Annotated in this window: 19 protein-coding genes; 4 read left to right on the top strand and 15 right to left on the bottom strand. The window is 71.9% G+C overall.

Features of this window, described 5'->3' with window-relative positions:
* From EJK15_RS39370 to EJK15_RS39340, 7 genes are all read right to left on the bottom strand, one after another.
* Positions 1-1,057 (bottom strand): sensor histidine kinase (locus EJK15_RS39370; RefSeq protein ID WP_138715560.1); only part of this gene is annotated, 1,057 nt, incomplete at its 3' end.
* Complete coding sequence (locus tag EJK15_RS39365) at positions 1,054-1,743, bottom strand: response regulator transcription factor (RefSeq protein ID WP_206061379.1); 690 nt, start codon at positions 1,741-1,743, stop codon at positions 1,054-1,056. The genes EJK15_RS39370 and EJK15_RS39365, both read right to left, overlap by 4 nt.
* 92 nt (positions 1,744-1,835) lie before the next feature.
* Positions 1,836-3,158, bottom strand: a complete 1,323-nt coding sequence (locus tag EJK15_RS39360) for a cation:proton antiporter (protein WP_138715559.1) — start codon at positions 3,156-3,158, stop codon at positions 1,836-1,838.
* A 13-nt stretch (positions 3,159-3,171) separates the two neighbouring features.
* A complete protein-coding gene (locus tag EJK15_RS39355) occupies positions 3,172-4,509 on the bottom strand; it encodes a cytochrome P450 (protein WP_171074789.1) in 1,338 nt (445 codons plus the stop codon).
* Entirely contained in the window at positions 4,503-5,552 is a 1,050-nt protein-coding gene (locus tag EJK15_RS39350) for an alpha-hydroxy acid oxidase (protein WP_138715558.1), read from the bottom strand. The genes EJK15_RS39355 and EJK15_RS39350 overlap by 7 nt, the downstream gene beginning before the upstream one ends.
* Before the next feature lie 2 nt (positions 5,553-5,554).
* Positions 5,555-7,165, bottom strand: coding sequence for an NAD(P)-binding domain-containing protein (locus EJK15_RS39345; RefSeq protein ID WP_240777499.1), 1,611 nt, complete (start codon positions 7,163-7,165; stop codon positions 5,555-5,557).
* A 44-nt stretch (positions 7,166-7,209) separates the two neighbouring features.
* Positions 7,210-8,718: a class I adenylate-forming enzyme family protein gene (locus EJK15_RS39340; RefSeq protein ID WP_138715557.1), complete on the bottom strand. Its 1,509-nt coding sequence runs from the start codon at positions 8,716-8,718 to the stop codon at positions 7,210-7,212.
* Between the two features lie 104 nt (positions 8,719-8,822).
* Between EJK15_RS39340 and EJK15_RS39335 the strand changes: the two genes are divergently transcribed.
* Entirely contained in the window at positions 8,823-9,512 is a 690-nt protein-coding gene (locus tag EJK15_RS39335) for a sulfotransferase family protein (RefSeq protein WP_138715556.1), read from the top strand.
* A gap of 5 nt (positions 9,513-9,517) precedes the next feature.
* On the opposite strand, the gene EJK15_RS39330 is transcribed toward EJK15_RS39335, so the two are convergent.
* The 3 genes from EJK15_RS39330 to EJK15_RS39320 are packed head-to-tail and all read right to left on the bottom strand — an operon-like array spanning position 9,518 to position 11,000.
* A complete protein-coding gene (locus tag EJK15_RS39330) occupies positions 9,518-10,441 on the bottom strand; it encodes a phosphotransferase enzyme family protein (protein WP_138715555.1) in 924 nt (307 codons plus the stop codon).
* A gap of 20 nt (positions 10,442-10,461) precedes the next feature.
* The gene (locus tag EJK15_RS39325) at positions 10,462-10,737 is read right to left on the bottom strand and encodes an SAM-dependent methyltransferase (protein WP_240777498.1); all 276 of its coding nucleotides are present in this window, start codon (positions 10,735-10,737) and stop codon (positions 10,462-10,464) included.
* Positions 10,731-11,000, bottom strand: coding sequence for an SAM-dependent methyltransferase (locus EJK15_RS39320; protein WP_138715553.1), 270 nt, complete (start codon positions 10,998-11,000; stop codon positions 10,731-10,733). The genes EJK15_RS39325 and EJK15_RS39320 overlap by 7 nt, the downstream gene beginning before the upstream one ends.
* Positions 11,001-11,062: 62 nt before the next feature.
* Here EJK15_RS39320 and EJK15_RS71220 point away from each other — a divergent pair, with 62 nt between their 5' ends.
* A complete protein-coding gene (locus tag EJK15_RS71220; RefSeq protein ID WP_171074788.1) occupies positions 11,063-11,212 on the top strand; it encodes a hypothetical protein in 150 nt (49 codons plus the stop codon).
* A 130-nt stretch (positions 11,213-11,342) separates the two neighbouring features.
* Here EJK15_RS71220 and EJK15_RS39315 read toward each other — a convergent pair whose 3' ends face one another.
* The 3 genes from EJK15_RS39315 to EJK15_RS39305 form a co-directional block, all read right to left on the bottom strand.
* Entirely contained in the window at positions 11,343-12,035 is a 693-nt protein-coding gene (locus EJK15_RS39315; protein ID WP_138715552.1) for a DUF998 domain-containing protein, read from the bottom strand.
* Between the two features lie 201 nt (positions 12,036-12,236).
* Positions 12,237-12,896: an SRPBCC family protein gene (locus EJK15_RS39310; RefSeq protein ID WP_138715551.1), complete on the bottom strand. Its 660-nt coding sequence runs from the start codon at positions 12,894-12,896 to the stop codon at positions 12,237-12,239.
* Complete coding sequence (locus tag EJK15_RS39305; RefSeq protein WP_240777497.1) at positions 12,893-13,297, bottom strand: ArsR/SmtB family transcription factor; 405 nt, start codon at positions 13,295-13,297, stop codon at positions 12,893-12,895. The genes EJK15_RS39310 and EJK15_RS39305 overlap by 4 nt, the downstream gene beginning before the upstream one ends.
* Positions 13,298-13,518: 221 nt before the next feature.
* Between EJK15_RS39305 and EJK15_RS39300 the strand changes: the two genes are divergently transcribed.
* The gene (locus EJK15_RS39300; protein ID WP_138715550.1) at positions 13,519-14,616 is read left to right on the top strand and encodes a TetR/AcrR family transcriptional regulator; all 1,098 of its coding nucleotides are present in this window, start codon (positions 13,519-13,521) and stop codon (positions 14,614-14,616) included.
* 35 nt (positions 14,617-14,651) lie between these two features.
* Here EJK15_RS39300 and EJK15_RS39295 read toward each other — a convergent pair whose 3' ends face one another.
* Entirely contained in the window at positions 14,652-15,065 is a 414-nt protein-coding gene (locus tag EJK15_RS39295) for an SbtR family transcriptional regulator (RefSeq protein ID WP_138715549.1), read from the bottom strand.
* 117 nt (positions 15,066-15,182) lie between these two features.
* Positions 15,183-16,211 (bottom strand): hypothetical protein, encoded by a 1,029-nt coding sequence (locus EJK15_RS39290; protein ID WP_138715548.1) that lies wholly within the window; start codon positions 16,209-16,211, stop codon positions 15,183-15,185.
* A gap of 92 nt (positions 16,212-16,303) precedes the next feature.
* On the opposite strand from EJK15_RS39290, the gene EJK15_RS71215 reads away from it, so the two are divergent.
* Positions 16,304-16,462 (top strand): hypothetical protein, encoded by a 159-nt coding sequence (locus tag EJK15_RS71215; protein ID WP_171074787.1) that lies wholly within the window; start codon positions 16,304-16,306, stop codon positions 16,460-16,462.
* Positions 16,463-16,525 lie beyond the last annotated feature (63 nt).

The following is a 16,525-nucleotide window of genomic DNA, read 5'->3' as shown; positions in this document are numbered from 1 at the left end:
AGATTTGTATAAGAGACAGGTCCAGGCCTGCTCCGTCGTCCCGGACCGTCAGCCGGACCACGTCCGGGTCGCTGGACAGCGTCACCCAGATGTGGCCGCCCGGACTCGTGTGCCCGATGGCGTTGTCCAGCAGCGCCGAGATCACGCGCCGGAGCGCGGACTCCACGCCGCGCACCACGTGGTCGCCGGGTCCCTCGCACCTGACCTCGATCGTCACCCCGTGGGCCTGGGCGCGGGCGTTCTCGGCCCCGGCCGCCTCCGCCGCCAGCGCGGCCAGGTCCACCGGGGCGAACGGCCGGCGCAGCCGGTTGAACTGGGCCGACAGCAGCAGGTCCTCGACCACCTCGCCGAGCTGCCTGCTGCCGGTCACCAGCTGGTCCACCTCGTCGATGAGCAGGATCGGGTCCGTGCCGCCGCGCATCCTGCGGGCGAGGAGCTGGGCGCGGGTGTTCAGCCGGGTGAGCGGGGTGCGCAGCTCGTGGCTGACGTCGGCGGCGAACCGGCGCTGGCGGGCCAGGGCCTCGCCGAGCGGGGCGATCGCGCGGCGGGAGATGACCTGGCCGACGAGCACGGCGGCCAGCAGGCCGGCGATCTCCGCGGCGGCGAGCGTGCGCAGCAGCCGGTTCCGTTCCGCGGCCTGGTAGCGCAGGTCCATCGCGACCTGGAGGACGGCGTCGCCGCGGCTCTGGGTGCGGACGAGGTAGGCGCGGCCGGCCACCTCCACCTGCGTGACCCGCGCCTCGCCGCCGCGGCTCACCCGGTCCAGCTCGGCGCGTACCGGCAGCGTCGCCGGCGCGCCCGGCGAGCTCCGCACGGTGCCGCCGCGCTGCTCGAACAGCCACACGCAGGGCGGCGGGTACGCGACGGGGGCGCGCTGGGCGGCGGCGGCCAGGTCTCGCCGCGCGGCCGCGGCCTGCTCGTGCACCATGAAGCAGAAGACCAGCACGCCGACGAGCGCGAGCACGACCGAGATCGCACCCGCGACCTGCGCGGTGAGCCGGCGGCGGGCGCGGATCAGCAGGCGCCGCTCCGGGTCCGGCCGCCCTGGCCCGGTCAAAGCTCACCCAGGCGGTACCCCACACCTCGCACGGTGCACACGACCCCTGGTCCCAGCTTGTTGCGCAGGTAGTAGACGTAGGTGTCCACGATCGATTCCTTCTTGGCGCCGTCGAAGACCCGCTGCCGCAGCGACGTGCGGGTGTGCACCTGCCGCGGCCGGACGGCCAGAGCGCTCAGCAGCCGGCATTCCTGTGTCGACAGCGTCACCTGCTCCCCGCTCGGCAGCCGTACCAGGTGCGCCTCGGCGTCCAGCCAGCCGGCGCCGAGCGGCAGCAGCGTGGCCTGGTCGAGGTTCCTGCGGTGCAGTGCCCGCACCCGGGCCAGCAGCTCATCGATGTCGAACGGCTTGACGAGATAGTCCTCGGCGCCCGCGTCGAGCCCGGCGACCCGGTCGGCGACCGAGCCGAAGGCGGTGAGCACGAGCACGGGCGTGGTGACCGCCTGCCGGCGCAGCCGCCGCAGCAGGTCGATCCCGTCCAGCGCGGGCAGGCCGCGGTCGACGATCAGCACGTCGTACGCGCGGCTCAGTCCCAGATGCAGCCCCCGCTGCCCCTCCAGTGCCAGGTCGACCGTGTACCCCTGCTCGGTGAACAGGTCGACCAGCATGTTCCCCAGTTCGCGGTCATCCTCGATGAGCAGCAGCCGACGGGAGGGCAGGTCGGCCGTACCCGGTGTCCCAGCCACCAGACCACGTTTACACCACTGTCCGCGAATTACCAGGTCCACTTGACCTTTGGCCTATTCGAAAATCATGACATCGAGATCTAGCTGCGGATTTATCCAGAATTGGACTTGACGACCTGCTCCTCTAAGGGCCGTTGCCCGGCGGGCTCGACCGTGCGCTCGAGGCGCTCGGGCAGCGCCAGCTTGTAGAGCGGCAGGGCGCCCGCGGTGGTGAGCACGGCCACGAGCACCAGCATGGCGAACAGCTCCTGCGTGATCATGCCCTGGGCCAGGCCGATGTTGATGAAGATGAGGATCATCAGGCCGCGGGCGTTCATGAGCGCCCCCACCGCGTACGACTCCCGCCAGCCGAACCCCAGCCCTCTCATCGACAGCGCGCAGCCGAAGTACTTGCCACAGAACCCGGCGGCCAGGATCAGCCCGAACGCCGCCAGCATGGCGCCGCCCGCGATGCCGCCGAGGTGGGTGTTGAGCCCGGAGAAGGTGAAGAACGTGGGCAGCAGCAGCGTCGTGACGACCTCCATCATGCGCCCGTGCAGGATCTCGCGGAAGGCCGGATCGCGGGGCATGGCCAGGCCGGCGAAGAAGCCGCCGAAGACGGCGTAGACGCCGATCCAGTCGGTCAGCCAGCCGGCGGTGAGCGGGATGAGGATGACGGCGTACATGCCGGTGGGCCCCAGCCGGCCGGTGCGCGCGACGGTCCGGCCCATGGGCCGCAGCATGGGGGCGACGACCTTCAGCATGACGACGGCGAACACGGCGGTCAGCGCGATGGTGGGCAGCGCGCCGGCGGGTCCCGCACCGAGGTGCACGGCGGACAGGACGGCGAGGATGCACCAGGCCAGGGCGTCGTCGATGGACGCCGCCAGCAGGGTGAGGCGGCCGATCGGGGAGTTCTCCAGTCCGCGCTCGTACAGGATCCTGGCCAGCATGGGGAACGCGGTCAGCGACAGCGCGCCGCCGACGAACAGGGCGAACTGGACCGGGCTGACGTCGGGGCGCGAGAGCAGGCCGTGCAGGAGCAGGCCGGCGCCGGACCCGAGCAGCAGGGAGGGGACGATCCCCGAGACGGCCAGTACGGAGGCCTTGCGGACCTCGCCGGGCGTGCGGGCGCTGTGGTCGAGGCCGGCGCCGACCAGGAACATGTACAGGGTGAGACCGATGGTGCTGAGCACGTACAGGACGGGTCTGACCTCGGGCGGGAACAGGGCCGCCTGCGCCTCGGGGAAGAGCCAGCCGAACAGCGTCGGCCCGAGCAGCACGCCGGCGACCATCTCCCCGAGCACGCGCGGCTGCATCACCATCTGCGCCAGCCGGCCGCAGATCGCCGCGGCGAGCAGGATGACGACGAGGGCGGGCAGGACCTTGAGGATGAGGGCGAGGTTCGGATCAGGCGCGGTCAACAGAAGAGGCATGCCGGTTCTCCGCTCAGCGGTGAGTGACGGGGCAGCGATCGAAGTGGCGCGCGCACAGCCGCTGCCGGCGCGCGTCCCACACCATGTAGGTGCCGAGGACGAGCTGGACGAGGCTGCGCCACACGTCCTCCCAGCGGTCGCGCAGGCGCATCCAGGCCAGCGCGGCACGGGCATGACGCTGTCCATGTCTCCGGGAGGCGTCTCGCGGGGTGAGCAGGCACGGCCCGCGGTTGGGCAGGGAGCGGGTGTGGGCGGCGGAGGAGGCGAGGGCGTACCTGCGCAGGACCTCCCGGGCGGCGGCCCGCATCGTGATCGGCGCCAGCCGCCAGGCGGGGCAGGGGCGATTGGCGGCGACGCCGAACGGGATGTGGTTGAGCTCCTTGGCGGGCCCGGAGAAGCGGTCCGGGTCGAAGCGGTCGGGGTCGGTGTGGCCGGCGCGGTGGAACTCCGGGTAGTTGAAGCAGAGCACGGACCCGGCCGGGATCGTGGTGCGCTCGTCCAGCTCGATGTCGCCGGTGGTGATGCGGTGGGCGATGCCGAACAGCGGGTAGAGCCGCATGGTCTCGGCGATCACATGGTCGAGGTGGCGGTCGCCGGCGTCGCGGGCCCGCTCCTGCGTGCCGGGGTGCCGGGCAAGCACCATGAGCAGGTGGGCCATGGCCTCCGACATCTGGACGACGGCGGTGTTGAAGAAGGCGCCCTGCAGGTAGAAGGCCTGTTCCCGGGGTGACAGCTCCGGCGGGAGCGGGACGCGCACGCGGGAGAGCCGGCCGAGCAGGTAGCGGGTGAGGCGGTCGCGGCGCTGCATGTGGCGCAGGCCGCAGCATTTGAGCGCGGTGACGACGTCGTTCGCGTTGCCGACGATCAGGTCGCGGGCCTCGCGCGGGCACGGCTCGGCGAACACGAGCTCGTAGTAGACCTCGGCCCAGAGCGGCATCATCAGGTCCCGCAGCCGCACCATGCCGTGGGCGCCGTCCAGCGTGCGGGCGGCGCAGCGGCGGGTGAGCTCCTCGGCCTCGGCGCGCGGCACGGCGAGCAGGGTGCGCGTGGTCCTGGCGACGGCGTCGTACCGCTCCCCCGCCTCCAGGTGCTCCTGGTGCATCTCGGGACCGGGCGACAGCCAGTACCAGAACAGGTCGGACAGGGCCGCGCCCTTGCTGCGCCCGCCGGCCGCCGGGTGCGAGTAGACCTCCTTGAACCGGTCGACGCCGATCAGGTCGCCGGGCACGGGGATGCCCTCGCCGCCGTTGATCCGGTTGAAGACCCGCACGCGCAGCGCCACGACGCGGCCGGGCAGCCACCACGGCAGGCTCGCCAGCACGGCCACGGTGAGTGCGATCATGATCAGCATGGCCGCACCAGGTCCGGGCCGAGCTCGTGGATCGACGCGCGGCCGCACAGGGTGAGCGCGTGCTCGGTCTCCGCGCGGAGCAGGCCGAGCACGCGGGCGACGCCCCGCTCGCCGTCCGCCGCCAGCCCCCAGATCACCGGCCTGCCGACCGCGACCGCGGCGGCGCCCAGCGCCAGGGCCTTGAGCACGTCGGTGCCGCGCCGCACGCCGCCGTCCAGCAGCACGGGTACGGCGCCGCCGACGGCCGCGACGATGTCCGGCAGCAGGTCGATCGTGGCGGGCACGGTGTCGAGCTGCCGTCCACCGTGGTTGGACACCATGATCGCCGATGCGCCGTGGTCGAGCGCGAGGCGGGCGTCGGCGGGGTGCGTGACGCCCTTGAGCGCGATCGGCAGCGACGTCATCTCCCTGAGCCGGTCGATGTGCTCCCACGACAGCTCCGGCGTCATGACGACCGGCCGCACCCGGTCGCCGCGAGCTCCGTCGCGCAGGTTCTCACAGCACAGGTACGGGGGCAGGTCGTGGAAGCCGTTGCGCAGGTCGCGTTCGCGCCGCCCGAGCACGGGCGAGTCCACGGTGACGACCAGCGCCTTGCAGCCGGCCGCCTCGGCGCGGCGGACGATCTTCTCGGTGAAGGCCTGGTCCGGCTGGACGTACAGCTGGAACCAGAGCTCGGCACCGGGCGCCGCGGCCGCCACGTCCTCGACGGCGACCGTCGCGGCCATGCTGACGATCATGATGGTCTCGGCGGCGGCGACCGCGCGGGCCGTGGCCCGCTCGCCTTCGGGGTCGGCGAGCCGGTGGAACGCGGTCGGCGCCACCAGCACGGGCATGGCCGCGCGGCTGCCGAGCAGGGTGACGTCGGTCTGGAGCTTCGAGACGCCGCGCAGCACCCGCGGCACCAGCCCGAGCCGGCCGAACGCGGCCTCGTTCGCCCGCACCGTGACCTCGTCCCCGGCGCCCCCGGCGAAGTAGTCGTAGTGCGCGGGGTCGAGGCGGGCGCGGGCCGCCGCCTCGAACTCACGCAGGTTCCGCGGTTCCATGATCAGACCGGTACGGAGGCCGTCTGGCGGGCGAAGAAGGCCCGGAGCGGCTCGACGTGGACCTCCTCGGAGTTCCACTCGTTCTCCAGGTTCTCCGTGATGTGGTGGGCCACGGGCGGCTGTCCCGGCCGGTGGTGGCGGACCACCGGGTGCAGGTAGTGGCCCTCGTGGGCGCGGGCGGAGTCGCTCTGGGCGATGCGGGAGACCGCGATGTCGAAGGGGTCGACTTTGTCGTGGTCGGGTCCGTACTCGAGAGTGATCGCGAAGTGGCCGCGGTCGCCGATCGGCGGGCCCTGCAGGTCGTACGGCACCTCCTCCAGGTAACGGGCGATTCCGTCGCCGTCGAGCACGATCACGTCGGCCAGCAGCCCGAACTGCTGCCACAGGGCCGAGGTGCGGTTGACCCGGTCGATGACGGCGGTCGCCAGCGGCCCCGGCTGCGCCGCGAGCATCCTGGCGGGCCACGGCACGCCGTGGTGGCGGGACTCCAGGATGCGGTGCAGGGCGCGGACGCCGTACCTGAAGCCGTGGATGAAGCCGCTGGTGCCGTGCTTGAAGTCGCGTGACTGGGTGATCGTGCCGGCGAAGTGGAGATCGGGGACGTTGACCGACTCATAGGCGGGGGTGACGGCCGGGAACCTGTCGGCGATGACGAGGGCCGGACGGCAGGCATCGGCGAAGATCGAGGCGTCGAAGCGGAAGCCGGTGCAGACGATCACGCGGTCGTACGGGATGTCCTTGGTGACCTCGTTGACGCGGGCGAAGGCCACCGTGGCCAGGTACGTGCCGTCGTCCAGTCGCTCGATGCGCCTGACGTCGCCGTCGAGCAGCGCGTTCTGGGACTTGAGCTGGTAGCTGTCGAGCAGGCCGTTGTTGACCGCGCGCAGGTGGCCGACGTAGTGGGTGCGCCAGGCCATGCGCAGGGAGTTCGGGCCGGCGACGTGGATGACGGCGGCGGTCTCGATCAGGTTGTCGGCCGTCTCGAACGCGGAGTTGCCCTTGCCGATGATGAGCACCCGCTGCCCGACGTAGTCGGCGGGGTCGGTGGAGGCGGTGCCGTACAGGTCGGCGGTCTCGACGCCCGGGATGGGCGGGACGTTCGGGCGGGTGACGCCGGTCGCGACGATCACCCGCTTCGCCTCGTACGTGCGGCCGCGCTCGTCGGTCACCACAAACGGGCCGCGCCGATCACTGGGCCGATCACTGGGCCGATCACTGGGCCGGTCGACGCGGACCACGCGGGCGTCGTACGTGACCCGCAGCCCGGTCTGCCGGGCGAAGTCGATCAAGTAGCGGACCATGTCATCGGCGTGCGGGAAATATCGGTCGCTGTAGCGGGTGAACAGCAGGTCAGGGTCGTCCGACAGCAGCGAGTTCCAGTCCATCCGGAGGTTGATCTCGGGATCGTCCCATCCGGTGTGCTTCTTGTTGATCGAGATGAGCGTGCGATGGCGCGGGAAGGTCCGGAAGAACATGCTGGGTGCGGGGCCTGCCTCGAGGATCTGGTACCTCCGTCCCGCCGCGTGCAGGAAGTACCCCAGCTGCAGGCCCGCCGGGCCGGCGCCGATCACCAGGTAGTCCAGGGCGTTGTCCGGCACTGACTCCTCCGTCACAGCGATGTGGTTGAAATGACAACCTCAGTGTTGGCGGGCAATTCTCAGAGATTGCTCAGAGCGTGCCGGGCGAGGAGGGCGCGCTTGTCGGGCTTGCCGCTGGCGGCGACCGGGACACCGGGCACCATCGTGATCGTCTTGGGTACGCTGTCGTCGCCGAGCTCGGCCCTGACCAGCGCGGACAGGGCCGCGGGGTCCGGAGCCCGCCCTGCGGACGGGACGACGAACGCGTGCACGGCCTCGCCGGTGGCCTCGTCGGGGGCGCCGGCCACGTACGCCTCGTCGACGCCGGGGTGTGCGGTCAGGACGCGCTCGATCGGGCCGGCGTACACGACCATCGCGTTGACCATGATCACATCGCGGGTGCGCCCGGCGAGGTGCAGGAAGCCGTCCTCGTCCACGTACCCGAGGTCGCGGGTGCGCAGCCGGCCGTCCCTGAGCGTGTCGCGGGTCTCCTCCTCGTCGCCCCAGTAGCCGGACATCAGGTACGGGCTGCGCACGTGGATCTCGCCGGTCCGCCCCGGCGGCAGCTCCCGGTCGTCCTCGTCGCGCACGCTGATCTCGACCCCGGGATGGGGCCGGCCCACCGAGTCCAGCCCGCGGCCGGCGGCGATGTGCTCAGGCGTGAGCATGGCGACGTTGCCTGCCTCCGTCTGGCCGTACCCCTGGTAGACGACGGGGCCGAGCCGCTCGGCCGCCGCCGCCAGCCGCCGCGCGCTGATGGGCGATCCCGACACCATCAGCGCCCGCAGGCTGCCGACGTCCGCCGGCTCCTCCTCCAGCAGGCGCAGCAGCTGGAACAGCCGCGGAACCGTGATGATCGAGCCGGTGATCCGGTAGCGCTCGATCGCGTACGGGAACATCGGCCGCCCGTCGTCCTCCGGGATCACCGCCGTGCCGCCGCCCAGCAGGCAGGGCGCCACGAACTCCATCACGACCATGCTGGCGAGCGTGCCGAACAGCAGGTAACGCTCGAAGTCCCGGGCGAACGTGGCCGCGACCGGCGACCAGACGCGCGGCTGCCATGCCCAGTGCTCCGTGAGCGCGCGGTAGGTGATCGCGCAGCCCTTGGGCCGCCCGGTGCTGCCGCTGGTGAAGACCAGCGCGGCCACGTCGTCCGGGCGGGCCGTCACGGTGAGCGGCCGGCCGTCGTCGGGGTGTGCCAGCAGGTCGACCGCCCCCGCGCACGGGCCCAGCGACAGCACGGGCCGCACGAAGAGCCCGGGGGCGGCGGTCGCCGGGTCCACGAGCACCGCGTCGACGTCCATGCCGAGCACGTGGGCGAGCTGGGCGGGGGCGTACCCGGGGCGGATGCCCACGACGCGGCAGCCGAGCGCGTGCGCGGCCATCTGTGCGGCGAACGCCTCGGGAGTGACGGCGGTGCGCACGGCCACGGCCCGGCCGGGACCGAGCCCCGCGTCGGCCATCGCGCCGGCCAGCCGCCGGATGAGATCCAGCAGCTCACCTCGTGAGACGGTCCGGCCGGCGTGCTCGAAGGCGGGGGTCGCGGGCGCGGCGCGCAGCGCGTCGAGCAGGGCGTACGGGAAGAGCATGGCCGGCTCCTCTGTGCATTCGGGGCAAGTCGTCATAAGACTGGACTCACGGTAAAAGGCGCGAATCAGAGGCGCATCAGAGGCGTGCGGGTGGTGAGGGCTACGTGAAGGTGATCGGCGCGGGTTTCGGCCGGACGGGCACGAGGTCGCTGAAGGCGGCGCTCGAGCTGCTGGGGTACGGCCCCTGCTACCACATGTCGTCGGTCATCGCGGAGCCGTACCGGGTGCGCCAGTGGCTCGACGTCGGCGAGGGCCGATTACGCGACTGGGACGAGGTGTTCGCCGGCTTCCAGTCGGCGCTGGACTGGCCGGCCGCGGCGTACTGGCGCGAGCTGGCCGCGCACTACCCCGACGCCAAGGTCATCCTCACCGCCCGCGACCCCGGCCGCTGGTACGACAGCGTCAGCGAGACCATCTTCCGCAGCGCCCTGGCCGAGCGGCGGCGGCTGCCCCTGCGCCGCCGGGTGATCCGCTGGCTGGTGGCGCGGCGGGCCCCCGACTTCGCGCTGTATCCGCGCATGGCCAGGGCGACCATCGTGGACCGCGTCTTCGACGGCCGAATCGACGACCGCGACCACGTGCTCGGCGTCTTCGACCGGCATGTCGCCGAGGTCAAGACCGCGATCCCGGCCGAGCGGCTGCTGGTCTTCAACGTCCGGGAGGGGTGGGAGCCGCTGTGCGCGTTCCTCGGCGTGCCCGTGCCCGAGGCGCCGTTCCCGCAGGTCAACGAGCGGGCGGCGTGGCAGGCCAAGCGGCCGCGCCGGCGGCTCCGGCTGATCCTGCGCGGCCGCTGAGCCCGTCACAGGGCTGTGAGGAGGGCGTCGATCCGCGCGGGGGTCAGCGGCCGGCCGAGCATCGTGCTCATCCGGCGGCGGGCCCTGGCCCGGTTCTCGTCGGACTCCTCCGGCGACAGGGCGCGCCTGGCGTAGAACTCCAGCAGATGCCCCTGCTCCACGATCGCCATGGAGAAGTCGGCCGGCTCGGAGACGGTCGCGACACCGCCCGCGGCCCGATAGGCCCGGTAGGCCGCGGCCGCGTCGTCCAGGGACAGGTCGGCCAGGATCTTCGCCAGCTCCCACGCCGGTCGCGCCGGGCCGCAGTTCTCCCAGTCCAGCACGATCACACCGCCGTCGGCCGCGCGGCGGACGTTCTCGACGTTGACGTCGCAGTGGCAGGTGGTGACGGATCCGGGATCGGGCGGGACCACCAGGGCGTCCAGCGCGATCAGGCCGGGAAGGGCCCGCTCCAGCGCCGGCGCCCATGCACCGCCGGCCGCCGGCAGCGCCTCCCAGCCGCCGCGCCCGACCGGCTCGGAGAACCAGGGGATCACCGGTCCCGAGGCCGGGTGCCCGACCCGGTGCAGCTCGGCCGTCACGGCCCCGAGCTCGGCGCCCGTGACCACCTCGCCGGGCACCAGATCGACCCATTCGTAGAGCCGCCATCGCCCGTCGAGCAGCACGTCGCCCGCCGCCGTCGTGACGGGCCGCGGCAGGCGGACGCCCGCGTCTCCGGCGGCGAGCTGGAATGCGGTGTCCGCCCGCGCGCCGCTCTCCTCGGCGGGGGCGAGCAGCTCCTTGACGGCCCACGAGCCGCCGTCGGTGTCCAGCCGCCAGATCCGGCCCAGCTCGCCGCGGGCCGCGTACACCGGCGGGCCGAGCGGCTCCCCCAGCCCGTACGCCCGCGCCACCGCCCGCATCAGCTCACCCGAGGGCCTCTCACCCACGCGACCACCCCGGGCCGGTGTCAAGGAGGCTCGTCATGGCTCGCGGGCGACTCCGGCTCATGGCTTGCGGGTGGCTTGCGGGCGACCCCGGCGAGCCACCACGAGGTGCCCTCAGCACCGGCGCCACGCCATTCGCCGACCCCCACCAGGCCGGGCGCGACCAGCTCCAGCCCGTCGAAGAGCGCCTCGATCTCCTTGCGCGACCGGAAGAACAGCCCGCCCTGGTGCAGCTCCCGGGTACGGGCGATGCGCGGGTCGCCGGGCACGCCCCCGTCCGACAGATGGGTGATCACCACGTGGCTGCCCGAAGGCAGCCGGTCGAGCAACCGTCGTACTGCCGTATGCCCGCCTCCCGCGCCAGATACTCGACGGCGCGGACGAGGAAATCCCGGTTCTCCCTCGCCGCGGCGCGGACCTCCGGCGCCATCGCGAGCACGGCCTCCGCGGCCGCCCGATCGGCGGGGAAGTTGTCCTTGCCACCCAGAAAATAGTTGTAAATCCTGGCCGCGTTCGGGACGCGTGGGTCGACTCCTGGAAAACCTTCCTCATTTCCGGACACATCGCACAGCGTAGATCACGAGGGCTTGGCGGGGAGGCGGACCGTGAGAGATCTTGTTCCTCATGGTCATGGGGATCTTCATCGGCCAATGGGCGCCCACGCTGTTCGCGCTCGGGGTGGGCCTGGCCGTGGAAGAGACACGCGACGACCTCAACATCTCCCGCCGGGAGGAGGTCCGCGAGCGGGAACGCGAGTTCGCCGGGGTGAGGTGAGACGGGGGCAGGTGGCCGCACGTCAGGCGCATCACACGTGAGGACCTGCGCGCCCTGCTCACGAGCGGGACCGTGCACGTGGTACGGCCATGCCGGCCGGGTCCGACTGCCGCTCTGACTCGTACGGCTCCTACTCCTCGCCGGGTCGGGTCGGCAGGTGCCCGGCCAGGAGCGACGTCCATACCAGGACGAGCGCGATCGCGCCGGCGAAGGCGACATTAGCCGCCCGGGCGCCCTGCAGCGCGAAGATCGAGATCCAGGTCGCCAGGAAGAGCACGCCGGTCACCGTGCTGAAGGCCGCCCAGCCACGGCGGCCTGCCGCGGCGAACCGGCGGGCGAAGACGAAGCACGCGGCGACCAGTGCGAGGAAGGCGACCCCCGCGACGAAGAAGTGCACCAGTCCGTGCCAGCTGATGGTCGAGGGTGGGCCGGTCGGCGTGCCCGGCGGGAAGCCGTCGGCCGGGTCGGCGGAGAAGAAGGCCGCGGCGACCATCCCGGCGCCGAAGACACCGATCAGCCGCGGTCCCCAGGCGCCGCCCCGGCCCGGCACCGGACCCAGCACCCGGTGCAGCCCGATCGCGCACGCCACGAACAGCAGGCCGCTGACCGCGAAGGTGGCGATCTGGATCCATCCCTGGTCACCGTTGCTCAGCATGCTGGCCGGGTGCCGGCTGATGTCGAACCCGTCCCTGGTGAGCATCTGCAGGACGACCATGACGATGTAGAGCGGGCCGGCGACGATGCCGCAGGTCAGCAACGTTCTCGTGGACCCGGCGGCCGCATCGGGCGGCCTACCGGCCCCTGAGGTGATGTTCTCGGTCATCGGTCTGCGCCTCTCATACGTACTGGGCGGTGCCGGCTGCGTTGCCGGCGCCGATAGCTCCGCTATCGGCGCCTCTCCGCCTTGCCGGACACCGCAGGGATCACCTCGCGCGTCCCCCGAGATCCAGGAGACACGGCCTGAGTCCTCACCCACAGGGGCCGCATTCGGGTTGAGGGTGGTTCGGCCTCCGCCGGGCGGCGGTCAGCCGTTGTCGTCCCCTGTGGCCTCGGGGGCGAAGTGCTGCACTCCGAACGCGATCGCCGCGGCGAGGTCGTCGCCACTGGTTCCCCAGACGGCCTGGATCGCCGGTCCCCAGGCGTGGCAGCTTCGGGTGGCGAACTCCTTTGCCTCGGGCGTGTCTTCCCAGGTCGCGGGGTCGAACGTCGCGCCGCGGAGGAACAGGTCGAGGCCGAGCAGAGTGAGATCCCAGCCGCCGCCGATTCCGATCACGCCGCCGGGCCCGTAGGCGCGCACCATCTCGTCGACGATCTCGGCGGGAGAGGCGTGCTCCAACTCCACGACGGTGCCGCCGTCTTCGCGGCGCGCGAGACGGACTTCGACCTCGGTGGTCATGCCGTCCCCGAGACCCCAGGTCACCTTGAGCAGATGGGGCTCCTCGCAGCGCAGGATCTCACCGCCGGCGTTGTCCTTGAGCTGGAACGTGCCGCCGAGCCGAAGGTCGCCGTCGATCGGGGCCAGCCATCGGCTGATCCGGTCGGGGTCGGTGCAGGCGCTCCACACGTCCTCGATCGAGGCGTCGTAGGCGCGGCGCAGCAGCAGCGACCGCCCTTGGCCGGTGGCGACCGGGAGCTTGCCGATCTCCCGGTGGGTGGCGTTGATCTGGTTGACGATGTCGATCACGTGTCTTCCTCTTCCTCGTTCTCCGTAGGCGGTTGTCTGCCCGCGGACGGTGTCCCGGCAGTGTTTTCGCGCTGTTCGCGGCGTTCGCGCTTGCCGCGCGCGAGTTCGGTGCCCAACGCGTCCAGGCGCTGGCTCCAGAACCGGCGGAAGCGCTCCAGCCAGATGTCGACCTCCTTGTGGTGGCGCCGAGTCGACGGCGTACAGGCCCCGGGTGCCGTCCGCGCGGACGGTCGCGAACCCGCACGCCGCAGCACCCGCAGGTGCGGCGGCACCGCCGGCTGCGAGATCCCGAACTCCGCCCGGATGATCCCGCTGACCGCGCCTGCGGTCTGCTCGCCGTCGGTGAGCAGCTCCAATATCCGGTGTCTGACCGGATCGCCGAGCACGTCGAAGGCCTGCACGAAGAGAGAATGCCACCTGTGGCTTATATAAGTCAATCCTTAAATTATGTCTATGGCGAGCTGTAGCCGGAAACCGCAGCCGGGGTACCGCTCCCACGCCACGCGTCAGCCAGGGGTGGCGCAGTACGTCGTTTCCTCTGAAACGGCCGCCAAGATCAGATGATGTGAACATCTGAGTGTTGGGAGTATTCTACGGCCATGATGGGAACCAAGGGGTCGCCATGGTCAGGCTGACCCGGGCGCAGCAGCAGGAACGCACCCGAGCGGCCGTGCTGGCCGCGGCGAGAGAGGAGTTCGCGGGGCGCGGATACGCCGACGCCAAGGTGGACCGGATCGCGGAGCGGGTGGAGCTGACCCGTGGCGCGGTTTACTCGAACTTCCCGAGCAAGCGTGCGCTCTATCTGGCGGTCCTGGTCGACTCGATCGAGCACACGAACACGGTCGAGGCGCCGTCGCCGCCCGGCCTGGCCGACGCATTGGGCGCGTTCGCTCGCGTCTGGCTCGAACGGCTGCCCTTGGCCGGCGACACGCCCGCCGGTGGGAAGCTGCAGTTGCGCTCGCTGACCGGGGTGTTCGACGACGAACCGGGCCGCACCGCGCTGGCGCAGGTCACCAGACTGGAGGCGCTGCTGCTCGCCCTCGCGCTGGAGTCACGCGCCCCGCACCACACGAGGCTGGTGCGGCTGGCCGAGCTGGTCCTCACACTGTTGAACGGAGCCGGCCACCTGGCCGACGCGGCGCCCGGATTCGGCGACCCCTTCGACGTGGCACGTGCCTGCGAGCACCTGGCCGGCCTCGACCTCGCCGACACCTGGGACCCGCCGCACCTGCCCTACGTCACCCCCGCACAATCCGTCCAGGACACCTGGAAGCCACCCGCGGAGCTGCCGGATCAGATCACCGGTCGCCAGGTCGGATTCGACGCTGACGGCGTGCTCGCGGTCCTCGGGACCAGCCGGCTGGAGGCGGCCGAGGAAGCCATCCGCGCCGCCCGCCCAGGCGACCGGATCACCGTGGCCGTGGTGACGAGCGATCCCGCCGAGATCGGACGTCTCGTGCGGCTCAGGATCAGCGACCTCACCGCGTGCCTGCGACGCGTGCTCGCACCGGACACCCGGCCGGACCTGCGCCTCGTCCTCGACGACCGCGCCACCATCGCGTCGGCCATCGGAATCCCGGACCCGGGCGACGCCACCGAGACCGCGGTACGCGTCCAGGCGGGCAAGATCTTCGCCCGGGCCTGCGGACGAGGCGCCGCCCACGCTGTAGCGGCCGCAGACCATCCGACCACTCCGCGATCTGGCAGTGCGGGAAGATGACGCGCGTGGCGCGAACGGAGATGACTTCGGGCCGGTCAGCCGGAATCCGTTGGCGTCTGATCGGACCGCGACAGCCCGGTGAGCACGACGTCGATGGCGCGGTCCATGATGTCGGGGTGCACCTGCATCGTCGCTGACGCTTGAGCCGGCCCGCGGATGAGCAGGTAGACCTCCTCGACCGTGACAGAAGATCGGACCGCGCCGGTGTCCTGCGCCTGGCGCAGGACCTCGCTGACGGCGGCTTTCAGCCTGTTCGACGCGGCCGTGGCGCTGTCCGGGAGCCCCTTGCGGCCCGCCAGCATTGAGGCAAGCGTCAGTTTCGTGGCGCCAGTTTCGATCATCGCCCGCACCAGGGCGCACCACGCCACGGTGGGGTCCGTGCCGGCGGCGAGCGCCTGGGCCCGTTCGGTGAGTTGATCGAAGTGCCGCAGCAGCGCTGCTTCGATCAACTCCTCCTTGGTCGGGAAGTGGCGAAAGGATGAGGCCGGCCGGCCCCGCCAAGCGCCGGCAGCGCATCCTGCCGAGGCAAGCCCTCAGCCCTGACCATCGCTCAGGCTGTGCGCGGGTCAGACCCGGACGCCCGCCTTCCGCCACACCTTGAGCAGCCTGCGGGCCGAGCCGCCGATGGGTCCGACCGCCTCGTACAGCACCTCGCGCGAGACCGGCTCGGCCTCCGTCACGGCGGTCACCGCGTCGTCCGGGGTGGTGATCGTGTGGGAGCAGACGCTCAGCAGGTATTCGGGGATCCGCAGGCGCGGGTCCGTGCATCCCACCAGCGGCACACCCACGGCCGCGACGACCGGGAAGACCGTCCCCGGGATGCCGATGGCGGCCTCGGCCCGCGCCGCCGCCTGGACCGACGGTACGGAGCTGATCTCGTACCGCTCCCAGAGCGAGCGGTCCTCGCGCGGGTGCAGCCCGACCAGGATGTGCTTGCCGGCCGCCGCCAGCCGCTCGGCGGCGGCCAGGAGCAGCTCCGTACCCGGGGCCGAGCCACCGGTCTGGCTGGACCTGGTCACGCTGGTGAGCACCAGCACGGTGCCGGGCTCGGGCGCGTGCCGGGGCAGGTCGTCGGTCTGCGGAGTGCCGACGACAGCGATGGGCCGGCGGGTGCCCAAGTAGTCGTCGAACACCTTCGCCTCGGCGGGAGAGGACGCGGTGATCGCCCTGAGCCGGGAGCGGAACTCGGCCGCGCGCGGCGCCTCGACGGGGAGCTGGTACGCGAGCGAACTGGCGATCATCGGCAGCCGGGGCAGCCGCGCCGCGCAGTCCGCGGGCCAGTCCCCCGCCCCCGTGACCACGAGCAGGTCGGCCGGCGGGATGCGATCCGGGGTCGCCACCGGTACCGGATCGCCCGGCTTGATCCCGGCCAGATCAGGCACCAGCTGCACGACCTCCCACCCGAGCCGACGTGCCTCGGGGAGCAGCGGGGCCACGTGGTAGGTGCCCCACGGCTCGTTCGTGGCGATCAGTACGCGGGCCGCCCTCCCACTCGCGCGCGCCGGCGCCGCCTCGCTCAGAACGGCGACCCCCGCCGCGGAGAGCGCGCCGACGAGCAGGGACCGCCGGGAAAGACCATGATCCTTGAATTCCACGACATGGGAATCTATGGGCCGGTCAGGACCCGTGCGTGAACACAGGACGTCGCCGGGGCAAATGAGTCATCTGCCCTGACCAGGTGGAGGGGATGCCGGCGGCCTTCCGCGCCGACCGGGAGGGCTTCGTCGGCGTCCGCATGGTGCGGCTCCCGGGAGGCGAGTGGCTGGACGTCGCTGGTCAGCGCCGAAGTGGGGGCTTGACCCATCAGCGCGGCGTGATCGGCCGCAGCGGCTCCGGCTCGTCGTAACGTGGCTGTCGGCCGTCGATGCCTGACTGATCGACCAGGAAGCGACGACACGAAAGACACCGC

Origin of the sequence: Nonomuraea basaltis (assembly GCF_005893125.1) — a bacterium.
Taxonomy (GTDB): Bacteria; Actinomycetota; Actinomycetes; order Streptosporangiales; family Streptosporangiaceae; genus Nonomuraea; species Nonomuraea basaltis.
This window is presented reverse-complemented; position numbering and strand designations above follow the sequence as displayed.

What these genes read in the sequence shown, in the direction of transcription:
- EJK15_RS39340 (WP_138715557.1), bottom strand. Translation starts at nt 8,718, where the DNA reads ATGCTCTTCCCGTACGCCCTGCTCGACGCGCTGCGCGCCGCGCCCGCG.
- EJK15_RS39350 (WP_138715558.1), bottom strand. Translation starts at nt 5,552, where the DNA reads ATGGAACCGCGGAACCTGCGTGAGTTCGAGGCGGCGGCCCGCGCCCGC.
- EJK15_RS39360 (WP_138715559.1), bottom strand. Translation starts at nt 3,158, where the DNA reads ATGCCTCTTCTGTTGACCGCGCCTGATCCGAACCTCGCCCTCATCCTC.
- EJK15_RS71220 (WP_171074788.1), top strand. Translation starts at nt 11,063, where the DNA reads ATGGTCATGGGGATCTTCATCGGCCAATGGGCGCCCACGCTGTTCGCG.
- EJK15_RS71215 (WP_171074787.1), top strand. Translation starts at nt 16,304, where the DNA reads ATGCCGGCGGCCTTCCGCGCCGACCGGGAGGGCTTCGTCGGCGTCCGC.
- EJK15_RS39355 (WP_171074789.1), bottom strand. Translation starts at nt 4,509, where the DNA reads ATGCTGATCATGATCGCACTCACCGTGGCCGTGCTGGCGAGCCTGCCG.
- EJK15_RS39300 (WP_138715550.1), top strand. Translation starts at nt 13,519, where the DNA reads ATGGTCAGGCTGACCCGGGCGCAGCAGCAGGAACGCACCCGAGCGGCC.
- EJK15_RS39315 (WP_138715552.1), bottom strand. Translation starts at nt 12,035, where the DNA reads ATGACCGAGAACATCACCTCAGGGGCCGGTAGGCCGCCCGATGCGGCC.